Source organism: Thalassotalea sp. 1_MG-2023 (genome assembly GCF_030546745.1).
In the GTDB taxonomy this organism is placed as follows: Bacteria; Pseudomonadota; Gammaproteobacteria; order Enterobacterales; family Alteromonadaceae; genus Thalassotalea_C.
Map to the genome: position 1 here is coordinate 1 of NZ_JAUOPD010000039.1, position 19,219 is coordinate 19,219.

Consider the following 19,219-nt stretch of genomic DNA (forward strand, 5'->3'; position numbering starts at 1 on the left):
TCACTAGTTTATTCAGGAATGAGCAGAAGTCGTAGTCAATCACTTAGCGACGGAAATTATAGCTATAAAGTAAGGGCGTGTAATGGTTCATTATGCGGTTCGTTTACAGAAGAAAAAACTATTGAAGTGAGTAACCCCTTAGATGCACCAACAGGACTTTCGGCGCCGAACACTTCATCAACCGGTTTGTTTGAGGTCTCGTGGAATGCTGTAAGTGGTGCTACTAGTTATTTACTTGAGAGAAATGGACAACCTGTTTATTCACAATCAAATTTGAGTTATCAAGAGAGCTTAGATGTTAGCGGCACTTATCGATATAAAGTTAAAGCCTGTAGTGGTGAGGACATTTGTAGTGCATTGTCTGAAGAAGTCTCTGTTGTTGTAACAATTACATCAGATGAAATCACTTTTAACCCAGAGCCAAGTTTAGATGGCAGCTTTGTAATTAACTGGTTAGATTTAGGCTTTAATACTAAATATGAAGTTTGGGAAAAAGCACCTAGCGCAAGCGGCTTTACCAAGATAGGGTATAACCTAACGCAGACCTCTTTATCACTCACGGGTAAAACGTCAGGCTCTTGGGGGTATCGCATAGAAGCAACTATATGTGCAGAAAATAGTACACAATGTGCTTCTAAAACACTTGGCCCTGCTTTTATTCTAGTTACGCAAAATACACCTAGTATTCCTATAATAAATGCTCCTAATTCCAGTGATAATGGAATTTATACCGTCAGCTGGTCAACTCCTGACACCGATGTGGTCGACTATTATGAGTTGTACCGAAATGGAGAGCTTGTAACATTGTGTAATGATGTTGAAATTCAGCCTCTCGACCTCTCATGTCAAGAAGAGCAAGTAAACGGAACATATACCTATTATATTAAAGCATGTGCAGTGGTAAATGGTGAGAGCTTATGTAGCGTATCTTCAAATAAAATAGTTGAAGTAACTATTCCATTTATTGAACCACCGTTGGCCCCATCAATAGTCGAGTCAGTTTACCCTGTAGGTGTTGACGTTCCTATTCAATGGCCTGTCGCGAAAGAAGGTTACAGCCTTAAATATTATTATACGTCAGGCCCTGAAAGCGCACTAGATCAATCAGCAACAAATGAACAGATTAAAAGTGCAGCTCAAGAGTTAATAGGTGGAGTTAATCATCGTACTCCAGGTTATTACTGGTTTTTAGCGAAATATTGCAATACTGGGTCCCAGTGTAGTGACTACAGTGATCATGCTTCAGTATTATTATATGGTAAACCAGGTATACCTATTAATATCGTTATATCATCAACAACAGCTCGTATCGGTGGTAAGGTTAATATTGACTGGCAAGCTAACAATACTAGAGTTGGTGGATATTATATGCTGAATATAACTTCGCCAAGCAATCTTGTTAGGTCAATTAAAATTGCAGAGCAAGCTGACTTGAATGACTTTAGTGAGCAAACACCAGTTTTCGAAGAGAGTGGTTTGTATTTATTCAGTATCCATGCTTGTCACTCTGAAAATTTGTGTAGCGAGTCAAGTTCTGTAGTAGAGGTCACGGTTACATCCGGTGATTTAGCTTATGAAGATGGTCTGATCCCAAATGGTGACTTTGAACTAGGTAATGATTTTTCATCAAGTAATGCGACCCTATCTCTCATTCAAAATGGTGCACTTGCAGACACACAAAGCTTAAAAGTTAATACTACAACAGGTGGAAGTGTAATATCGTTTAGTCATGAATATGATGAGCCAGTAGCACTTGAAAGTGCGTTGTTTATAGGTTTTATTCAAGTTCGTGAAATAAGTGAAAGTGGCGATTGTAATGGGCCATTTTGTTCTCCTGCACAAACTACTCTAAATGCACTTATATCAGTAAATTATGCAACTAATTCTAGTGCAGGGACTACCCCTTTTATTGGCTTCCCAGGAGGTGGGTTGACTGAAGATATTGAAACTAGGGTTTCTATCGATGTTGAAAATACTAATGTTCAACCTATAAACGTGCTCAGTGAACTCGATGTTTCTAAGAAAGTAAAATCTGTCACTGTGAAGTTTAGAAATTCGACAACATCACTTAATACAATTGGTACATCTTTCACACCAATAGAGTTTGTTGTTGATAATCTGCAACTTCAAGTAGTCGATGTTAAGCCAATTCTATACGTTGATAATGTAGGAAATTACTATTTGAAAGTGAGTTCTGACACATCAGAGTACTACCTAAAACTTTCTCAAAGTAACGATTTGTGGCTTGTTGAGAACTTAACCAAAGAACAATGGCAATTTTTAGACCCTGAAAATAACTTTACCGACAGTGGGTTTATTATTGAGTTTGGTGAATTTACAAATGATAGCTATGAAGATATTAAGTTGGTTAGCCCAGATGGCAGAACAGAAGTAGTTTTAGCACAAAATGAAGATGGTGGTTATCAACCTATTAAATTACGAAAAATACTTTTTATTCATACGGATGTATTAGGAACCCCAGTAGCTGAAACTGATGAGAATGGAGTGATACAATAATGAAATATTTTAAGAATAAGAACAGATTATTATTACTTTCGTCAGTGTTTACCGTTTTTAGTGGTGCAGGAACAAGCGTAACAGCTCTCGCGTCTCAAGAACATGAAACACCGTTTAAAATTATAGAGCCGGAGCTTCTCAATCAGTACAAATCGCTGTATAAAAACCGTACAACTGGTGCCGAGTTATCACCTGCTACTGGCGGGGTAACGTTTGCCGTAACCGATATAAGTATTCCTGGTAACTCAAGTATCCCCGTTGAATTAAAGCGTTGGGTACCACAAAGTGATATTCGAGTTGGTGGTTTTGATTCGCCAGCTTCCTTATTTCCTTCAGTCAGTTGGAGTTGGGATATTCCAGTCGTAAAAATGAATTATATGGGCAGTCATGCCGCATTACACCCTGATATAGTGGTAAATGGCACAGTTGAACAAATGGTGGGTGGTGTGCCAACTGGTAAAAACTGTAGCGAAACTGTTGCAGAACGTGTTTTTGTTAGTAATCGAGAAAATTCCCATAACATAGAGCATTATACATATTGGGAAGGAAAGCAATTACACATTCCAGGTAAAACAACAGAAAAGTTTTTGGAGCAAGAAACAGACGAAGGAGCAATCCAGCAGGTTACCAAGTCAAATTATGTTGTAGAGCAGTGCTTTACTATTGCTGATTCCAATGAAGAAGGCATGATTGTAAAAGCCCCTGATGGAACAAAATATACTTTTGGTAAAGTTAAAAAATACTTTACCGGCGCACCAGCTCCAATGCCAGATTCACCGTTAACAACCTATACAAAGCTGCTCATGGTTACTCAGATTGAAGATAGGTTCGGCAATACCGTTGATTATAAATACTATTCTCATGGGCATCTTAAATCTATTTCTGGATCTGATGGTCGTTCAATAGAGATCGATTATACAAGGCACACCTTTAAAGCCAGAACATACTATTTGGCTGATACAGCGACAACGGGCTCAGGGAAAACGTGGACATATCACTATACCGACTATCAACCTCAAGCGAATTTATCCATCTATAGAAAGCAACTAACATCAGTAACTTTACCTGATAATACGACTTGGCAATATGATTTGAATTTAAAGAGGATTGCTTTTAGTGCAACTAATAACCTTCGGGTTTCAAATTATGATCTGCACGGTGGTGGAAATATTCCAGGATATTGTGAACCAATAGAAACTAGTAATAACCCAAATAATGCTGGCAGTGATTTTACAACTTCAGTAACCAACCCCGATGGATTGACTGTCGATTACTCGTTTTCACTTGTTTATAACGGTAGGTCTGATGTCTCACCTGAACCATATTCCAAGTCGGGCAGTGGCCCTATAGGGGGTTGGAGGCATTATCTAGCACGTAACCTTAATTGCAATGTCTCATTTGCTTTGGTTAAAAAAGAAGTAACAGGTCAAGGCATTGATAAGCAAACATGGAGTTATGCTTATTCTGAAAATACAGGTACTTACACGGTAACTAGTTACAATGATGCTCAAACTGGCAGCACAGTCATTAGTGAACCATCACACAGTAGTGGTCTTCCTGCTGTGGTAAACAATAACAAACAACACTATCGTACCGTTATGGTTACTAAACCCAAAGGGCGATCAATTTATTACATCGATCGAAAGTTTCAATCTCCGACAGAAGGTGAAATTGTTGCAGAAGATCATATGAATACAACAGGCACCTTATTGTTGAAAAGAATTGAATACACTAAGTCGAAATCAACATTTGTTGGAAGGCATTGGTTTATTCCTTCTACTGCGCCTAGTGCTATGTTGCCGAACTCTTTAAATGAAAATCAGCTGCAGTATCGCGTTAACCAAACACGCCGAAAAGTAACAATGTATGATGGTAACAGCACATCAATTTATTATGTAGATCAAAGTGATTTTGATGAATTAGGTTTTAATGAAATAACTCACGAGCACAATAATTTTAATAGTAAAGATTTATACACTAAGCAAGAATACTTCCATGATAAGACTAATTGGGTTTTAGGTCTACCGACAAAAAAGTTTACCAGTGCAACCTCGTCTTTTGACACAATTCCTGATGTTGAGATTGTTTACCACAGTGCAAGTAATACAGACTTATATAGCAACTGGCATTTACCTTATGAATATAAGTCGTTTGGAACATGGTTACGAAGATATGAAGATTACATAACCGCAGAAAATTATTTAGGCTCTGTGGGCGCTAAAGGTAAAGTAGGAAAAATTTTATACAACGAGCTTATAAAAGACGGTAATGGCGATACTGTAGCTGGCTCATATCGCGACCAAATATATAGTGGGTATAAACGCGGTAAAGCGCAAACTATTAGTGTTCCTGGTAGGTATACAGATACAGGGCGAATGAACTTTTCTCGTACCATCAATAGTGATGGTTGGATAACAAGCGTTACCGACTTAAATGGGAATAATGCAGCATACTCTTATAATCAGGTTGGCTTATTGTCGAAGATAGATTTACCTTCACCTTGGTATGACTACAAAATTTCATGGTCACAAGTTGCAGGTCAACCTATCACTCGCACTGTTGAACGTTGCCACCTAACAGGCGAAAGCTGTGCAGGTCAAGTGGTGTTTAGGTCAACGGCGCAGCTAGATGCATTTTATCGAGTTGTGAATGAACATAATAAGGATGTTCTAAATAACCTTAATACTTACCAAAAGTTTGAATTTGATGAGTCGCACAACCAAATTTTTGCCTCTTATGTTGTATCTACTGCAAACACTACTTCGGGAATACATCACCAATATGACGATTTGAATCGTTTAGTTGGCACAACACATGATGGCGGCGGCACGGTAACAACATCGTATCTTTCAAAAAATCGAATCTCTGTGACAGATGCAGGAAAAAATACCGAAAATAACACGAATGCACGCCACACCACTACTACTACATATCTAGCTTACGGTAGTCCAGCTTATAAACAAGCGACCTTAATAGTGGCTCCTGAAGGAGTCGCTAGTACTACTACAATTAACGTTAACTTGTATGGCAATATTACTTCTATTAAACAAGAAGATACAGCTAATAATGTCGCTTTAACGGAATATCGTGCTTATGATGAACAACAAAACTTATGTCAAATTAAGCGTGCGGATGTAGGTACCACCGTGATGAGTAATAGCGTATTGGGCGAAATACAATGGCAAGCACAGGGTCAAACAAGCACATCAAATACTAGTTGTAATACATCTGCTGAAATGGGCACAAAAGTGAGTTTTATTTATGATAACTTAGGTGCACAGCGCAGTATCAGCTACCAAGATGGTACTCCTACAAAATATTACACTCTCGATCCAGGTGGCAATATTAAGCAGATCAGTCAGTCGGGTTATAGCCAAAAATATAGTTACAACAGTTTAGAGCTACTTGAGGATGAAACATTAACTATTGATGGCCAAACGTTTAAATTAGACTATAACTATGATGCATTAGGCCACCTTACTTCACTTGCTTATCCTGACGAGCAAGCGCCTGTAACATTTACACCGAATGCGTTTGGCCAAGCTACAGAAGCTAAACGAGGTAATCAGGTATTTGCTGAAAATGCCGTGTATTATGCTAATGGGGTGATTGACAGTTTTACTTACGGTAATGGTCTTCATCATAAAACCACATTAAATAGTAGACAGCTTCCGAGCCAATTGCGAGATTACGGTAGCAATAACAAAGTACAGTTATCTTATGCATATGACAACAATGGCAATATTAAATCGATCACTAATGGCGTTGACACAAACTTTAGTATAAGTGATTTACACTATGATGAACTAGATCGGCTTACAGCAACGATAGGTAATCTTGCCGGTGTTGGTTCAAGTACTATAACGTACGATGGTTTAGGGAATATTCGCACGTACAACAATACCAGCTCTTTTGACGCTCAAGCGTTAACCTACCAATACAATAATAAAAACCGCTTAACGGGCGTAGCAGATACTGGGCCAGAAGCGCACCAGTATGATTTTACTAATGGGTATGATAACCGCGGGAATGTGATAAACAATGGTCAACGTCTGTTTGAATATAACCTTGCCAATCAAATGAAAAACTCCAACGGCAATGTATACCATTATGATGGCTACAATCGTAGAATCAAAGCTAACGATAGCAAAGGGATAAGTTACAGCGTTTATAGTCAATCAGGTCAACTTTTATACCGAGAAACGCCAGAAGGTGGTATTAATTATATTTTCTTAGGCAAGAAGTTAATTGCTAAAGAAGGTACTGGAGTGACCATACCGAATGACAGCATCATGAATTATAAGCCTTTTGGTGATAGTATAGAACAGCCAAAAGATGAGGTAGGTTACACAGGCCATAAGTTTGATACCGACTTAGGGCTAAGTTATATGCAGGCACGATACTATGATCCAGTTATTGGTCGGTTTTATTCGAATGATCCTGTTGGTTTTAGGGATGTACATAACTTTAACCGGTACGCGTATGCTGCAAATAACCCATATAAATATGTTGATCCAGATGGAAAAGACTATGACGCTATATACATTTCTGTAAAAATTCCAATGCTTGGTAGTATAAACGCTGGATATGTCTCTTTTAAACCTAATAAACAAGGCCAAGGTAAAAATACAAGAGGGCTATTTCTGCGTTTCGGAGCACCTGCAAGTTCTGTTGATAATGATTCAACAAAAGGACAACTTCAGCAGAAAGCACCGATTACCAAAGGAGCAATTATGGGGATTACTGCTGGTTGGGAAAAAGGAAGTAATACTAATGAAAACTTTGATGGTACAGACGCATCTATAGATGTTGGACTTGGACCATTATCTGGCTCTTACGGAGGAGTAACCTCAGATGAGTCATCATTAGCTTTTGAATTTGGTGCTGCTATTGGTGTTGATGCTACAGTAACACAAACTTTTTCAATCACAGGACAAGATGTCGTGGATTTAGTAAGTGACCTGTCTCGCCAAGTAGTAAATACACAACAAGAAGGAGGAAGTAAAAAATCAAATGGAGGAGGTGCAGGCGGTTTTAGAAATTGTTCAGGAAAAGGAAATGGTTGTTAATCAATTCAAATGGAATTAGGTTTTAAATTAATTAAGAGAAATAATTGTGACTAAAGCTGCTAAATTTAAATTATTGTTGGTAATTGAAGTATTCTTTATCTTGTTATTCCGTGTGGTTGACTTTAAAGGAAACTTTTTGTTTAACCCATTTTATATTATAGGTTTAATTCTAGGTGTATATATATCTTTAGTAATAGTACGATTTGTATGCCCAAATTGTGGAAAGCATCAAATTTTCAAGGGTACTTTCATTTATAAAATGCCGACAGAACATTGTTGGCATTGTAAAAAGAAAATAGATTAGAAAATTACCCAAATGAAATAAAAAAGGACACCCCTAAATTAGATTTATTGTTAATCGTAAACTAGGCTAAGTTTATTGTTTGATTTTAATTAGTGGGTTAAGCGATGACTTGTGCTAGAAAAGAACAAATATGTTTAGACGAAACGCCTTACTATCACTGTATTTGTCGCTGTGTTCGTCGAGCATTTTTATGTGGCGAAGATAAAGTTACAGGACAAAATTTTGATCATAGAAAGCAATGGCTAGTCGATAAAATTCATCTTCTCTCTTCTATATTTGCTATAGACATTTGCGCTTATGCGATTATGAGCAACCATTACCATTTAGTGCTCAAAGTGGATAAAGACAAAGCAGAACATTTCTCTGACATTGAGGTGGTCATGCGTTGGAAGAAATTATTTAATGGACATATTCTTGTTGATAGGTGGTTGAGCACACCTGGAATTACACAAGCAGAAAAAGATAAAGCACTGGAGATTATTCAAATATGGCGAGCACGGTTATATGATTTAGGTTGGTATATGCGCTGTTTAAATGAGCATATAGCAGTACAAGCTAATAAAGAAGACAATTGTAAAGGCAGATTTTGGGAAGGTCGATTTAAGTCGCAAGCATTATTAGATGAAACTGCATTATTAGCGTGTATGGCCTATGTCGATTTAAATCCTATTCGAGCAGCAATAAGTGAAACACCAGAAACCTCCGACTTTACAAGTGTTCAGAATCGTATAATTACCTTAGCCAATGCAAAAAATAGCCAACAAGCTCAGCCAAGTAAACTATTGCCATTTATAGGGTATCAATCACATTGTAAAAAACAGAAGGGCTTACCCTTTATGTTAATTGATTATTTTGAATTAGTTGAATGGACAGGTCGGTGTATTCGAGAAGATAAGCGTGGTGCTGTCCCTGCTCATATTAAACCTTTATTTGAACGCTTTCATGTGAATGAGCAAGATTGGCTTAAAACAATAAAAGAATTTAATAGGCACTTTATTCATGCGGCAGGTAGCTATGAGAATATGACAAAATGGGCCATTTCTACGCATCGTAAATGGTGCGCTACTCATCAAGCGTTGAAGTTGTATCAATAGTTAACTTATTAACTTAAGAGATATAGACAATAGAGGTTCCAAAATTAGATTAAGACAATTGCTCCAATAATTAAGGCATTTTTATGTCTGTCTTTGTGTCAAGTAGGAATGTTAACAGGAGATTGGACAGCGCTTTCTGGTCTAAGTGGTCAGATGTTAACAGCGCCGTGGGTATTTTGGTGCAGCGCCATTAATTGGTAACAGTATTTATTTACCTAGTAAAACCAACATATTCTGCCCATGATACTACACAAAGAGGAAACAACCGACAAGCATGCTTTTATTGTGAGCAAGGTTATCTCTATTACCTTAAATGGATAGATGATTATACAAAAAAATGTCATTGTTCTCTCCTAGTTTATGTATTAAACATGTAAGCTTTATGACACCTGAACGTTCAAATAGTCGAGGAATAATGATGAAAAGATTAGGTCAACGATATTTATAATATGTTAATCGCACATACAAACAAAGTGGAATGTTACGGGAAGGACGTTTTATTCTGGTTTGGTACAAAAAGAGTAATATGTAATAAGTTGTTATCGCTATATCGAATTGAACCCAGTAACTGATAATATATTTTAATGGCATCAGGGTGATGCCGACACGCTATAACCCTGCGTTAGATACTCTAGCACCAGAAAAACTCAAAACGATACTGGCTAAAGGCGCGAATGGTTTAATTGAGGTTGCTGAAAAACAACCAAGTCATGATCAATTTCTTGAACAGTATTGTAAAGCGCCTATGCCAGGTAACAATTAATTCAACCTACAAGGGGCAATACCCCGAGTTCTACTCGGGATTTGCTCGACAATGAGCCTTTATAAAGTCTTGATGTTGCATCGTTTGCTGAGCAGCATTTTCAATAGATTGTTTCATTTGTGCTAAATTTTTGCTCATTACATCAAAAGGCATGTTAGCAATACGCTCATCAAAACGCTTTTGCTTAATTCCGAAAGCGTTATACATAGTGAGCCAGCTAGCAGCTTCAAAAGATTCACTTTCTCGAATTATTATATGACCGCGGCTTTCAAACAGTGCCATTTTATGGGCTAACGTTTCAGGGATATCCATATTTTGGCAATGACGCCAAAAATCGGAGTCATCTCGTTTTGTCGCTTTATAATGTAAAATGAGAAAGTCGCGAATGTGCTCAACTTCATCATTATGCAAGCGATTTACTTCATCAATATCATGTTGATTAAAAGATTGATCAGGAAAAAACGTTAATAACTTATCAATGACTGACTGTATTAACGAAATACTCGTAGACTCTAAAGGTTCTAAAAAGCCAGAAGATAACCCTATTGCGACACAGTTTTTATTCCAAACTTGCTTACGGCGTCCTGGCGTAAAACGAAATTTTCTTACTTGGTTGATTGTTGCGCCTTGTACACTATCAAGTAAGGTACGTTCGGCGTCATCATCAGTTTGAAATTGACTTGCATAAATATAGCCATTGCCCATACGGTGCTGTAAAGGGATGCGCCATTGCCAACCAAAGGATTTTGCTATTGAACGCGTATATGGTGTAGGTTCGCCAACAAGCTCTGTTTGTACGGCCATAGCGCGATCACAGATCAACCATTGACTCCAATCTTCATAGCCTGTGTGTAACGCTTCTTCAATCAGTAAGCCTTTAAAACCAGAACAATCAATAAATAAATCCCCTTCAACAATTTCACCATTATCGAGTGTTACAGAAGAAATGAATCCATTATTCTGATTTAATTCAACACTGTTAATCAGAGCGTCTAGATGATTCACACCTAAATTAATTGCGAAGTCTTTTAAAAAATTAGCGTATAAGCCTGCGTCAAAATGAAAGGCATATTGATAGTCAGCAAGCGGAGTCGGCGGTTTAGGATGAGGCTGGGCAAACTTGCCCTTTTTTGCAAGTACCGCAGGAAAACAATAATCTTCAATATCTAATGCAGCACCTTGATGGTTTGCTTGGTTGATATATTGGTGAAATTCAATATTGTTAATCGGCATCCCATAGTCAGAGAAAGGATGAAAAAAATTTTCTCCTTGTTTGTGCCAGTTTTCAAATTGAATACCAAGCTTGAAGGTAGCCTGAGTTGCTTTAATTAAATCGAGTTCGTTAATACCTAAATTTTTATTATAATTAACAATATTTGGTATTGTTGCTTCACCGACACCAACAGTTCCTAAAGCGCTTGACTCGATAATCGTAACATCAATGTTTTTGCCTTCTAAGAAACGGCCTAAGCTAGCTGCGCTCATCCAACCTGCGGTGCCACCACCAACAATGACAACTTTTTTAATGGGCTCAGACATAAAGTACACTCTCAACGGTTTCAATATTTATGGAACTATATCACGGGTAATTAGCGTTAATTTAGGTAAAATTGCTAATTAGATACAAAAATACAGGATTTAATAAGCCTATAACCTAACGTTGCTTTATCCTTGTGTAAAGAATTTTTTGACAGCGCTGTCAAAATGAGTCATGTTTATACGATCAATCAAATAATAAAATGAGTAGCGAAATGATGAAAAAGAATGTCTTTGCCGCTTTAGCGACTGCGGTTTTTATGTTGTTAGGGTGTGATAAATCCCAAGCGCCGTCGACTCAAGATGTGCAACCTTCAGAGACAAAAATGCAACAAGCGCACTCGTTAACACAACAACAGTTAGATAATATTGCTGCTTCATTACAGGTAACTTTTGTGCTGGTGACTAACCAAGCTGGTGATAAGTGCGATAAAAATAAAACTGACGGCTTATGCTTTGAGGCACAGTTTCAGTTAACGGCAAATGAAGATTTACCCGCAGCCGGCTGGAGTATTTATTACAGCCAAATTGCACCGTTACACAACTTCGATGGGGAATTATTTAACTTAGAGCACCTAAATGGCGATCTTCATCGATTAACGCCAACTGAAAAATTTACCGGTATCAACAAAGGCGAAAGTGAAACCATTACTTTCCGTGCGAGCTTTTGGACCTTGGCAGAATCTGACATCATGCCGAATATGATTTTATCGTCACCTGATTTAGCACCAAAAGTTATTGAAAGCACTAAAACTGGCATTGATTCAGAAACAAAAATGGAAGTGCTTAAACATGTGAAAAGTTATTCAGATTATCAACATCATTTTCAACGAACGCCTAGCGATAAAACACAGTGGTTAACCGCTGAAGATTTTTATCAAAGAAACAAAGTGCTTGGAGAAAAATTACTTGATGTTAGCAAAGTGATTATTCCTACGCCAAAAAACATTGTTTTTCCTGAACCATCAGGCGTGTTAGAGCTTAGCCCTGGCCTTACGGTTGATTACGGTAATGTTCCATCAGAAAGTGTGGCCGCAGCGTTGCATCGCCTTACCTTGCTTGGCGTTGAACAAGCCACAAAGGGTGTAAAGGTTAAACTAAGCATAGTGCCAGATCAGAAAAAAATGATTGGCAGTTACACCTTAACGGCTTTAAATACAGGGATCCGTATCACAGGTGTTGATGAAGCTGGTGTCTTTAACGGACTACAGTCGCTCGCAAGTTTATTGACTGTTAACGAGCCGCGAATACCGTATGTGAGTATCCAAGACGAGCCGCTTTTTGAATTTCGAGGATTATTGGTTGATGTAGCACGTAACTTTCGTGATAAAAATTTTATTATTAAGTTAATGGATCAAATGGCGGCTTATAAACTCAATAAGTTGCATTTACACATGGGTGAAGATGAAGGGTGGCGCCTAGAAATACCAGGATTGCCAGAATTAACAGAGGTAAGCAGTAAACGTTGTTTTGATGTTACGGAACAAAAATGTTTAATGCCTCAATTAGGTGCTGGAGTCGATGAAAACAACAAAAATAATGGTTTTTATAGTGTTGATGATTATACCGAAATTTTAAAAGCAGCCACGGCACGCCATATTCAAGTATTGCCATCACTTGATATGCCTGGACATTCTCGTGCAGCAATAAAAGCGATGACTGCACGTTACAATAAGTACATGCAATTAGAAGATAAAGCAAAAGCAGAGCAGTATTTGTTACATGATCCCAATGATATAACTAAGTACTCATCCGTGCAGTTTTATAACGATAATACGATTAACGCTTGCCAAGAGTCTTCTTATGCTTTCGTTGAAAAAGTAATGACGGAAGTGAAGAAAATTCATCAAGCAGCTGGGCAACCTTTAACACGCTATCATATTGGTGCAGATGAAACCGCAGGTGCTTGGCTTGAGTCGCCGGTATGTAAAGCCTTTATAGCAAACAATGATAAAGGTGTGACTGATATGAAACAATTGGGTGCGTATTTTGTAGAGCGCGTTGCCAATATGATATCTGACATGGGCATTGAACCAGCAGCGTGGAGCGATGGCTTAGAGCACACCAATAAAGAAAACATGCCAGCGGTAGTACAAGCCAACTCATGGGGACATATTCCATGGGGGGCACATCATGTGGTTAATAAGTTTGTTAATCAAAATTGGCAGGTGGTGATGTCGACTCCCGATGTTACTTATTTTGATTTTCCATATGAAGCAGATCCTAAAGAGCATGGTTACTATTGGGCATCTCGTCATACAAATACGGAAAAAGTTTTCCAATTTATGCCACAAAACTTACCCGTGCATGCCGAGTTTTGGTTAGACAGACAAGATAATACGTTTTCAATTGACGACACGTTGCAAAAAGATGAACAAGGAAATGTGATCAATCGTCCGATGAAAAAAGGGCGCAACGTGCTTGGCATTCAAGGGCAACTGTGGAGCGAAAATGTACGAACAGACAACGTGGCTGAGTATAAAATATTTCCAAGGTTAATCGCGTTAGCAGAAAGAGCGTGGTACGAGCCTGAATGGGTTGTACCTTATAATTACCAAGGTGCTAAATACTCACCATCAACCAATGCATTCACCGCAGAAAAAGAAACATTAAGAAATGAAAAATGGCGTGTATTTGCCAATGCGCTAGGACAAAAAGAGCTGCCTAAGCTCGATCTTGCTAGAGTGACCTACCGCTTACCAACGGCCGGTGCACAAATTAAACAAGGGAAGCTGTATGCAAATAGTGCTTTTCCGGGGCTAACCATCGAATATAAAGAAAAAAATAAAAATTGGATAACCTATCAAAGACCCATAGCGGTTAGTAGCGATGTAGCAATACGAACCAGCACGCAGGAAGGTGATAGGAAAAGTAGAATAACAAAAGTAAGGTTTCAACCGTAGTGCATGCGTCGGCAATAACAAGTGAATACAACAGGCCACGTGGCCCTTTCATGGCATTATTTTATTGCTGACGCCAGCAAAGCGTTGAAATTAGTGAATGGCTATATAATCACTCGCCTATAAAAGTGTAGAGTAATCAATATTTTGTATACTTATTCAATAATTGTTTATAAAAACAGGGTATTTTTCTTAAAAAGTAAATGACAACGCTGTCATTTCTGGTTAAGATAAATTCATCTAAAAATATAAGTTTTAATTTGTAATCAATTTTTAGCATTACAAATGTAGTAAGCATGAGGTCAAAATGCCTAGCAGCAGTGACATTAATAACACATACTTTTTAGGCATCGATGGCGGTGGTAGTAAATGTAAAGCCATTATCGTTGATGCAGATAATAAAGTACTTGGAGAAGGCATTTCAGGCCCAGCTAACCCTTTACATGGCTTTGAGCAAGCAGTTAATTCAATAACTGAATCTGCTCATATTGCACTCAAGGCATCAGGTTTGAATTTGCAGTTAAGTGATTTAACAGCAGGTGTTGGTTTAGCAGGGGTTAACTTGCCTGCATTATTTGAACAAATGTCTAACTGGCAACATCCGTTCGGCAAAATGTTTTTAGCGACTGACCTATTGATTGCCTGCTTAGCTGCCCATAATGGAGATGATGGTGCTGTTATGATAACGGGGACCGGCTCATGTGGTTTCTCGTATGTAGATGGCCATCCATACACCATTGGTGGGCATGGTTTTCCACATGGAGATAAAGGCAGTGGCGCTTGGTTTGGCTTTCAAGCTGCAAATTATGTATTAATGTCACTAGACGGTTTAAAAGCACCGTCAATGATTAATGAAAAATTACTCACATTGTTAGATGTGAAAGATGGCTTACAAATGGTGGAAGCTATCGCCGGAAAACCTGCAGCTTTCTACGCTAGACTGGCAAACCTTGTCTTCGATGCGGCAGAACAAGGTGATTTCGCAGCTAAAGCGATTGTTGAAGAAGGCGCTTGTTATATAAGTGGTGTTGCTCGACAACTCGAAAAGCAAAACCCTCCGAGAATTTCGTTGATTGGTGGATTAACCCCTCGAATAAAGCCTTGGTTGGATGAAGATATAAAACATAAACTTGCTGAGCCAATATGTGCGCCTGAAATGGGCTCGGTAATTTTTGCTCAGCAACAACTGGCGTTGCTTTAATTAGTTAGAAATTTAAAAGATATAAGGTTTACACATGACACAAACAATAATGGAGCAAGAAGCTAAACAAGCTCCTTCAGTGATTAAAGGCCAACTTTCGGCAAACCAAGCATTAGCTAAGTCTATCGGTGCGAAATTACGTCAAATTAATCCTAAAATGGTGATGATTATTGGTCGAGGCTCATCAGATCACGCTGGCGTATTTGGTAAATATTTAATTGAAGTTGAAGCCGGTGTGCCTACCTTTGCTGCAGCACCATCAGTATCAAGTGTTTATGGCAAACAACTTAAACTTGAGCAAGCCGTTGCTATAGTTATTTCACAATCAGGTCGTAGTCCTGACATTATTGCTCAAGCTGAAATGGCAAAAAAAGGTGGCGCATATGTCATCGCGTTAGTGAATGATGAAACATCGCCATTAAAAGATATTGTCGATGAAGTGTTGCCGCTAAAAGCGGGTGCAGAAGTGTCTGTTGCGGCAACAAAAAGTTATTTGGCTACGTTGTCAGCCTTATTGCAGTTAACCGCTTTTTGGACCGAAAATGAATCACTTATTAATGCGTTAGATACACTTCCAGATGCATTACAAACCATCATTGATTCAGAGCCACAATTAACCTCTAAGTCGATCGAAGGCGTAAAAAACATGGTCGTACTAGGACGTGGTCTCGGTTATGCAATCACTAAAGAAATGGCGTTAAAATTAAAAGAAGTGAGCTCAATTCATGCTGAAGCATTTAGTTCAGCAGAATTCTTACATGGGCCAGTAACGCTTGTTGAACAAGGTTTAGCTATATTGAATGCAGCGGTGAATGATGAAAGTGCACCTTCACATCAAGAACAAATTGATGAAGTAACACAACGTGGTGCTGACTTAGTGCATATTCGTCAAACAGACAACTCAGTGCATCCGCGATTAGCGCCTTTAGTGGTATTACAACGCTTTTATCTTGATGTGGCTGAAGTAGCGGTATCGAGAGGTTTTAACCCAGATGAGCCGAAAGGCCTTAAAAAAGTGACTAAGACATTATAATGACTAGTTTACGTCTGCATGTTCATCAGTTATTCGATGGTCAGCAAGTGCTTGACCATCAAGTATTGACGGTTACTGACGGCACCATAACAGCTATCGATAATGATACCTCAAATGCTGACGACGTTATATCGGCATTCGTTGTACCTGGTTTTATTGATTTACAAGTTAACGGTGGTGGTGGTGTATTATTTAATGATTCTCCCTCATTAGAGAAGTTAACAACCATCATCGCCGCTCATCATCAGTTTGGAACAACAGGCATGCTGCCAACGTTGATCACAGACAAAATTGAAGTGATGGAGCAAGCGGCAGATGCAATGGCTGCTGCTATTCGTAGTAAAGTTCCTGGAATATTAGGTATTCATTTTGAAGGCCCACATTTATCAGTAGCTAAAAAAGGCACGCATGCGGAAGAGTATATTCGTCCGATTAGCGATCGAGAGTGGCAGGTGTTATCACGCAAAGATATCGGGCAGATTTTGGTCACTTTAGCACCAGAAACTGTTTCGGTAGCAGATATTCATCGCATGGTATCGTTGGGCATCAAAGTTTGTTTAGGGCATACCAACGCTGATTACCCAACTGCGCAAGCTGCGATTGATGCTGGTGCTGATGGGTTTACCCATTTGTATAATGCTATGTCACCGATTCAAGGAAGAGAGCCAGGAGTTACGGGTTGTGCTTTACTCAATGATCACGCTAGTTGTGGTATTATCATCGACGGACATCATGTTGATTATACTGCGGCTAAACTAGCATTAAAAACGAAACCGAAAGGTAAAGTGTTTTTAGTCACCGATGCAATGTCTACCATTGGCACAAATCAAACGGAGTTTTCATTTTTTGATCGAACCGTGTATTTAAGAGACGGTCGCTTAACATCAACTACCGGCGAATTAGCCGGTGCAGCATTAGATATGATTAGCGCGGTTAATAATAGTCATCATGGGCTAGACATATCGTTTGAAGAAGCTGTTAGAATGGCCAGCAAGTACCCAGCAAATTACATTAATCAATCGGGTATACGAGGTGAATTAAAAGTAGGTCAAGCTGCTGATTTCTTGGTGTTAAATCAAGAACACCAAGTAATATCGACTTGGGTTGCAGGGAAGCCTGTATATAACGCATAACAATTTATAGAAATAACAATAATAAGATTAAAACTTGAGGAAATTATGGAAATGACGGTAACTGAGAAAAAACAAAGTAGTGTCGTGCCTATGGCAATCGTTGCTACGCTCTTCTTTATATTAGGATTTGCGACTTGGCTTAATGGCTCTTTAATGCCGTATTTGAAGCAGATTTTAGATTTAACACCGGTACAAGCGTCGTTAATTCTTTTCTCTTTTTACATTGCTGTTACTTTCACTGCAATTCCTTCGGCAGCCGTCATTAGAAAAGTTGGCTATAAAAATGGTATGGCGTTAGGAATGGCGACGATGATGGTTGCAGGTTTACTTTTTATTCCTGCAGCTAAAACACAAATATTCGCTCTTTTCTTATTTGCTCAGCTTATTATGGGTGTGGGTCAAACGTTATTACAAACGGCTGTGAACCCTTATGTTGTGCGATTAGGCCCTGAAGAATCTGCTGCAGCGCGTATTAGTATCATGGGAATATTAAATAAAGGTGCTGGCGTAGTTGCACCAATGGTATTTACCGCACTTATATTAAGCAACTTCACCGATTTAGTTGGCAAAGACTTATCACAAGAAGATATCGATTTAATGGCTGATGGGTTAGTGTTGCCGTATTTAGGCATGGCATTATTTATTGGTTTACTCGCGTTTGCTGTTAAAAAATCTCCTTTACCTGAGTTAAAAAGTGAAGAAGAAGAAAGTGATAAGGGTCAGGTAAAAGAAGCTTTATCACACCCTAACCTTCGTTTTGGCGTGATTGCAATTTTTGTTTATGTCGCTGTAGAGGTGATTGCAGGAGATACTATTGGTACTTATGCCTTGTCGCTAGGGATTGAGAATTATAGTGTCATGACCTCTTATACCATGATATGCATGGTAGCAGGCTATATCCTTGGTATTGTATTGATACCACGTTTTATCTCACAGGCTAAAGCATTAGCGGTATCTGCTATTCTAGGTGTTATTTTAACGATAGGTGTGCTGTTAACAAGTGATCAATCTTTCATTATAGCGAATGCGCTACTTGTACCATTTGGCGGAGCATTGTTACCTGATCCTTTATTGTTGATTGCCTTTTTAGGCCTAGCAAATGCGATTTGTTGGCCGGCAATTTTCCCACTTGCTTTATCGGGTCTTGGTAAGTTAACAAGCACTGGTTCAGCACTGTTAGTGATGGGGATTGCAGGTGGTGCTTTCGGCCCCTTATTTTGGGGGATATCAACGGGTACTTCATTTGGTCAGCAAGGCGGCTATATCGTGATGTTACCTTGTTATTTATACATCTTATTTTATGCGGTAAAAGGGCACAAAATGCGCAAGAAAGCGTAACCTTTTGTCTCTCTGAAAATTTGCCAGAAATGGCATACCATCTCACTAGTTGAGGGTGCGTTAAAAAGATCTTATGTGATCGCCCTGAGTTTCGGCTCAGGGTTTTTTTTCGCTTAAACTCCGGTGATAAACTTGTAATAAAATGTGTTGCTTAGGGTGATCTTAAAGGGAAATTTCCGTATCATACACCTGACTTTAGTAAAGTGTGAATACGCTTATTAAAGTTGAAAATTATTACTTGAATGAGCCTTCAATAGCTAGAGCGTGTTGATCTTTGCTGTTTGAGTTTTGTTCAAGGTAAACGCCTTCTGATCGCGGCACTTGGATTCTT

At 38.7% G+C, this 19,219-nt stretch carries 10 protein-coding genes; 9 read left to right on the plus strand and 1 reads right to left on the minus strand.

Annotation, left to right across the window (positions count from 1 at the left end):
• The 4 genes from Q4489_RS17490 to Q4489_RS17505 form a co-directional block, all read left to right on the plus strand.
• Positions 1-2,517: hypothetical protein (locus Q4489_RS17490; protein ID WP_303483024.1), on the plus strand; the 2,517-nt coding region annotated here is incomplete at its 5' end.
• Positions 2,517-7,586: an RHS repeat domain-containing protein gene (locus Q4489_RS17495; RefSeq protein ID WP_303483026.1), complete on the plus strand. Its 5,070-nt coding sequence runs from the start codon at positions 2,517-2,519 to the stop codon at positions 7,584-7,586. The genes Q4489_RS17490 and Q4489_RS17495, both read left to right, overlap by 1 nt.
• Before the next feature lie 408 nt (positions 7,587-7,994).
• Positions 7,995-8,984, plus strand: coding sequence for a transposase (locus Q4489_RS17500; RefSeq protein ID WP_303483029.1), 990 nt, complete (start codon positions 7,995-7,997; stop codon positions 8,982-8,984).
• Positions 8,985-9,582: 598 nt separating this feature from the next.
• Positions 9,583-9,747, plus strand: a complete 165-nt coding sequence (locus Q4489_RS17505) for a hypothetical protein (protein WP_303483032.1) — start codon at positions 9,583-9,585, stop codon at positions 9,745-9,747.
• A gap of 30 nt (positions 9,748-9,777) precedes the next feature.
• On the opposite strand, the gene Q4489_RS17510 is transcribed toward Q4489_RS17505, so the two are convergent.
• On the minus strand, positions 9,778-11,286 hold the full coding sequence (locus Q4489_RS17510) for a tryptophan halogenase family protein (RefSeq protein ID WP_303483035.1): 1,509 nt from the start codon (positions 11,284-11,286) through the stop codon (positions 9,778-9,780).
• A 212-nt stretch (positions 11,287-11,498) separates the two neighbouring features.
• Between Q4489_RS17510 and Q4489_RS17515 the strand changes: the two genes are divergently transcribed.
• The 5 genes from Q4489_RS17515 to nagP all read left to right on the plus strand — a co-directional run bounded on the left by Q4489_RS17515 (position 11,499) and on the right by nagP (position 18,888).
• Complete coding sequence (locus tag Q4489_RS17515) at positions 11,499-14,186, plus strand: family 20 glycosylhydrolase (RefSeq protein WP_303483038.1); 2,688 nt, start codon at positions 11,499-11,501, stop codon at positions 14,184-14,186.
• A gap of 304 nt (positions 14,187-14,490) precedes the next feature.
• The gene (gene nagK, locus Q4489_RS17520; protein WP_303483041.1) at positions 14,491-15,384 is read left to right on the plus strand and encodes an N-acetylglucosamine kinase; all 894 of its coding nucleotides are present in this window, start codon (positions 14,491-14,493) and stop codon (positions 15,382-15,384) included.
• 34 nt (positions 15,385-15,418) lie between these two features.
• Positions 15,419-16,417 (plus strand): glucosamine-6-phosphate deaminase NagB-II, encoded by a 999-nt coding sequence (nagB-II, locus tag Q4489_RS17525; RefSeq protein WP_303483044.1) that lies wholly within the window; start codon positions 15,419-15,421, stop codon positions 16,415-16,417.
• Positions 16,417-17,550: an N-acetylglucosamine-6-phosphate deacetylase gene (gene nagA / locus Q4489_RS17530; RefSeq protein ID WP_303483047.1), complete on the plus strand. Its 1,134-nt coding sequence runs from the start codon at positions 16,417-16,419 to the stop codon at positions 17,548-17,550. Before nagB-II ends, nagA begins: the two co-directional genes overlap by 1 nt.
• A gap of 51 nt (positions 17,551-17,601) precedes the next feature.
• Positions 17,602-18,888 carry an N-acetylglucosamine MFS transporter NagP gene (nagP, locus tag Q4489_RS17535; RefSeq protein ID WP_303483049.1) on the plus strand — a complete coding sequence of 429 codons (1,287 nt, stop codon included), beginning with the start codon at positions 17,602-17,604 and terminating at the stop codon, positions 18,886-18,888.
• Positions 18,889-19,219 lie beyond the last annotated feature (331 nt).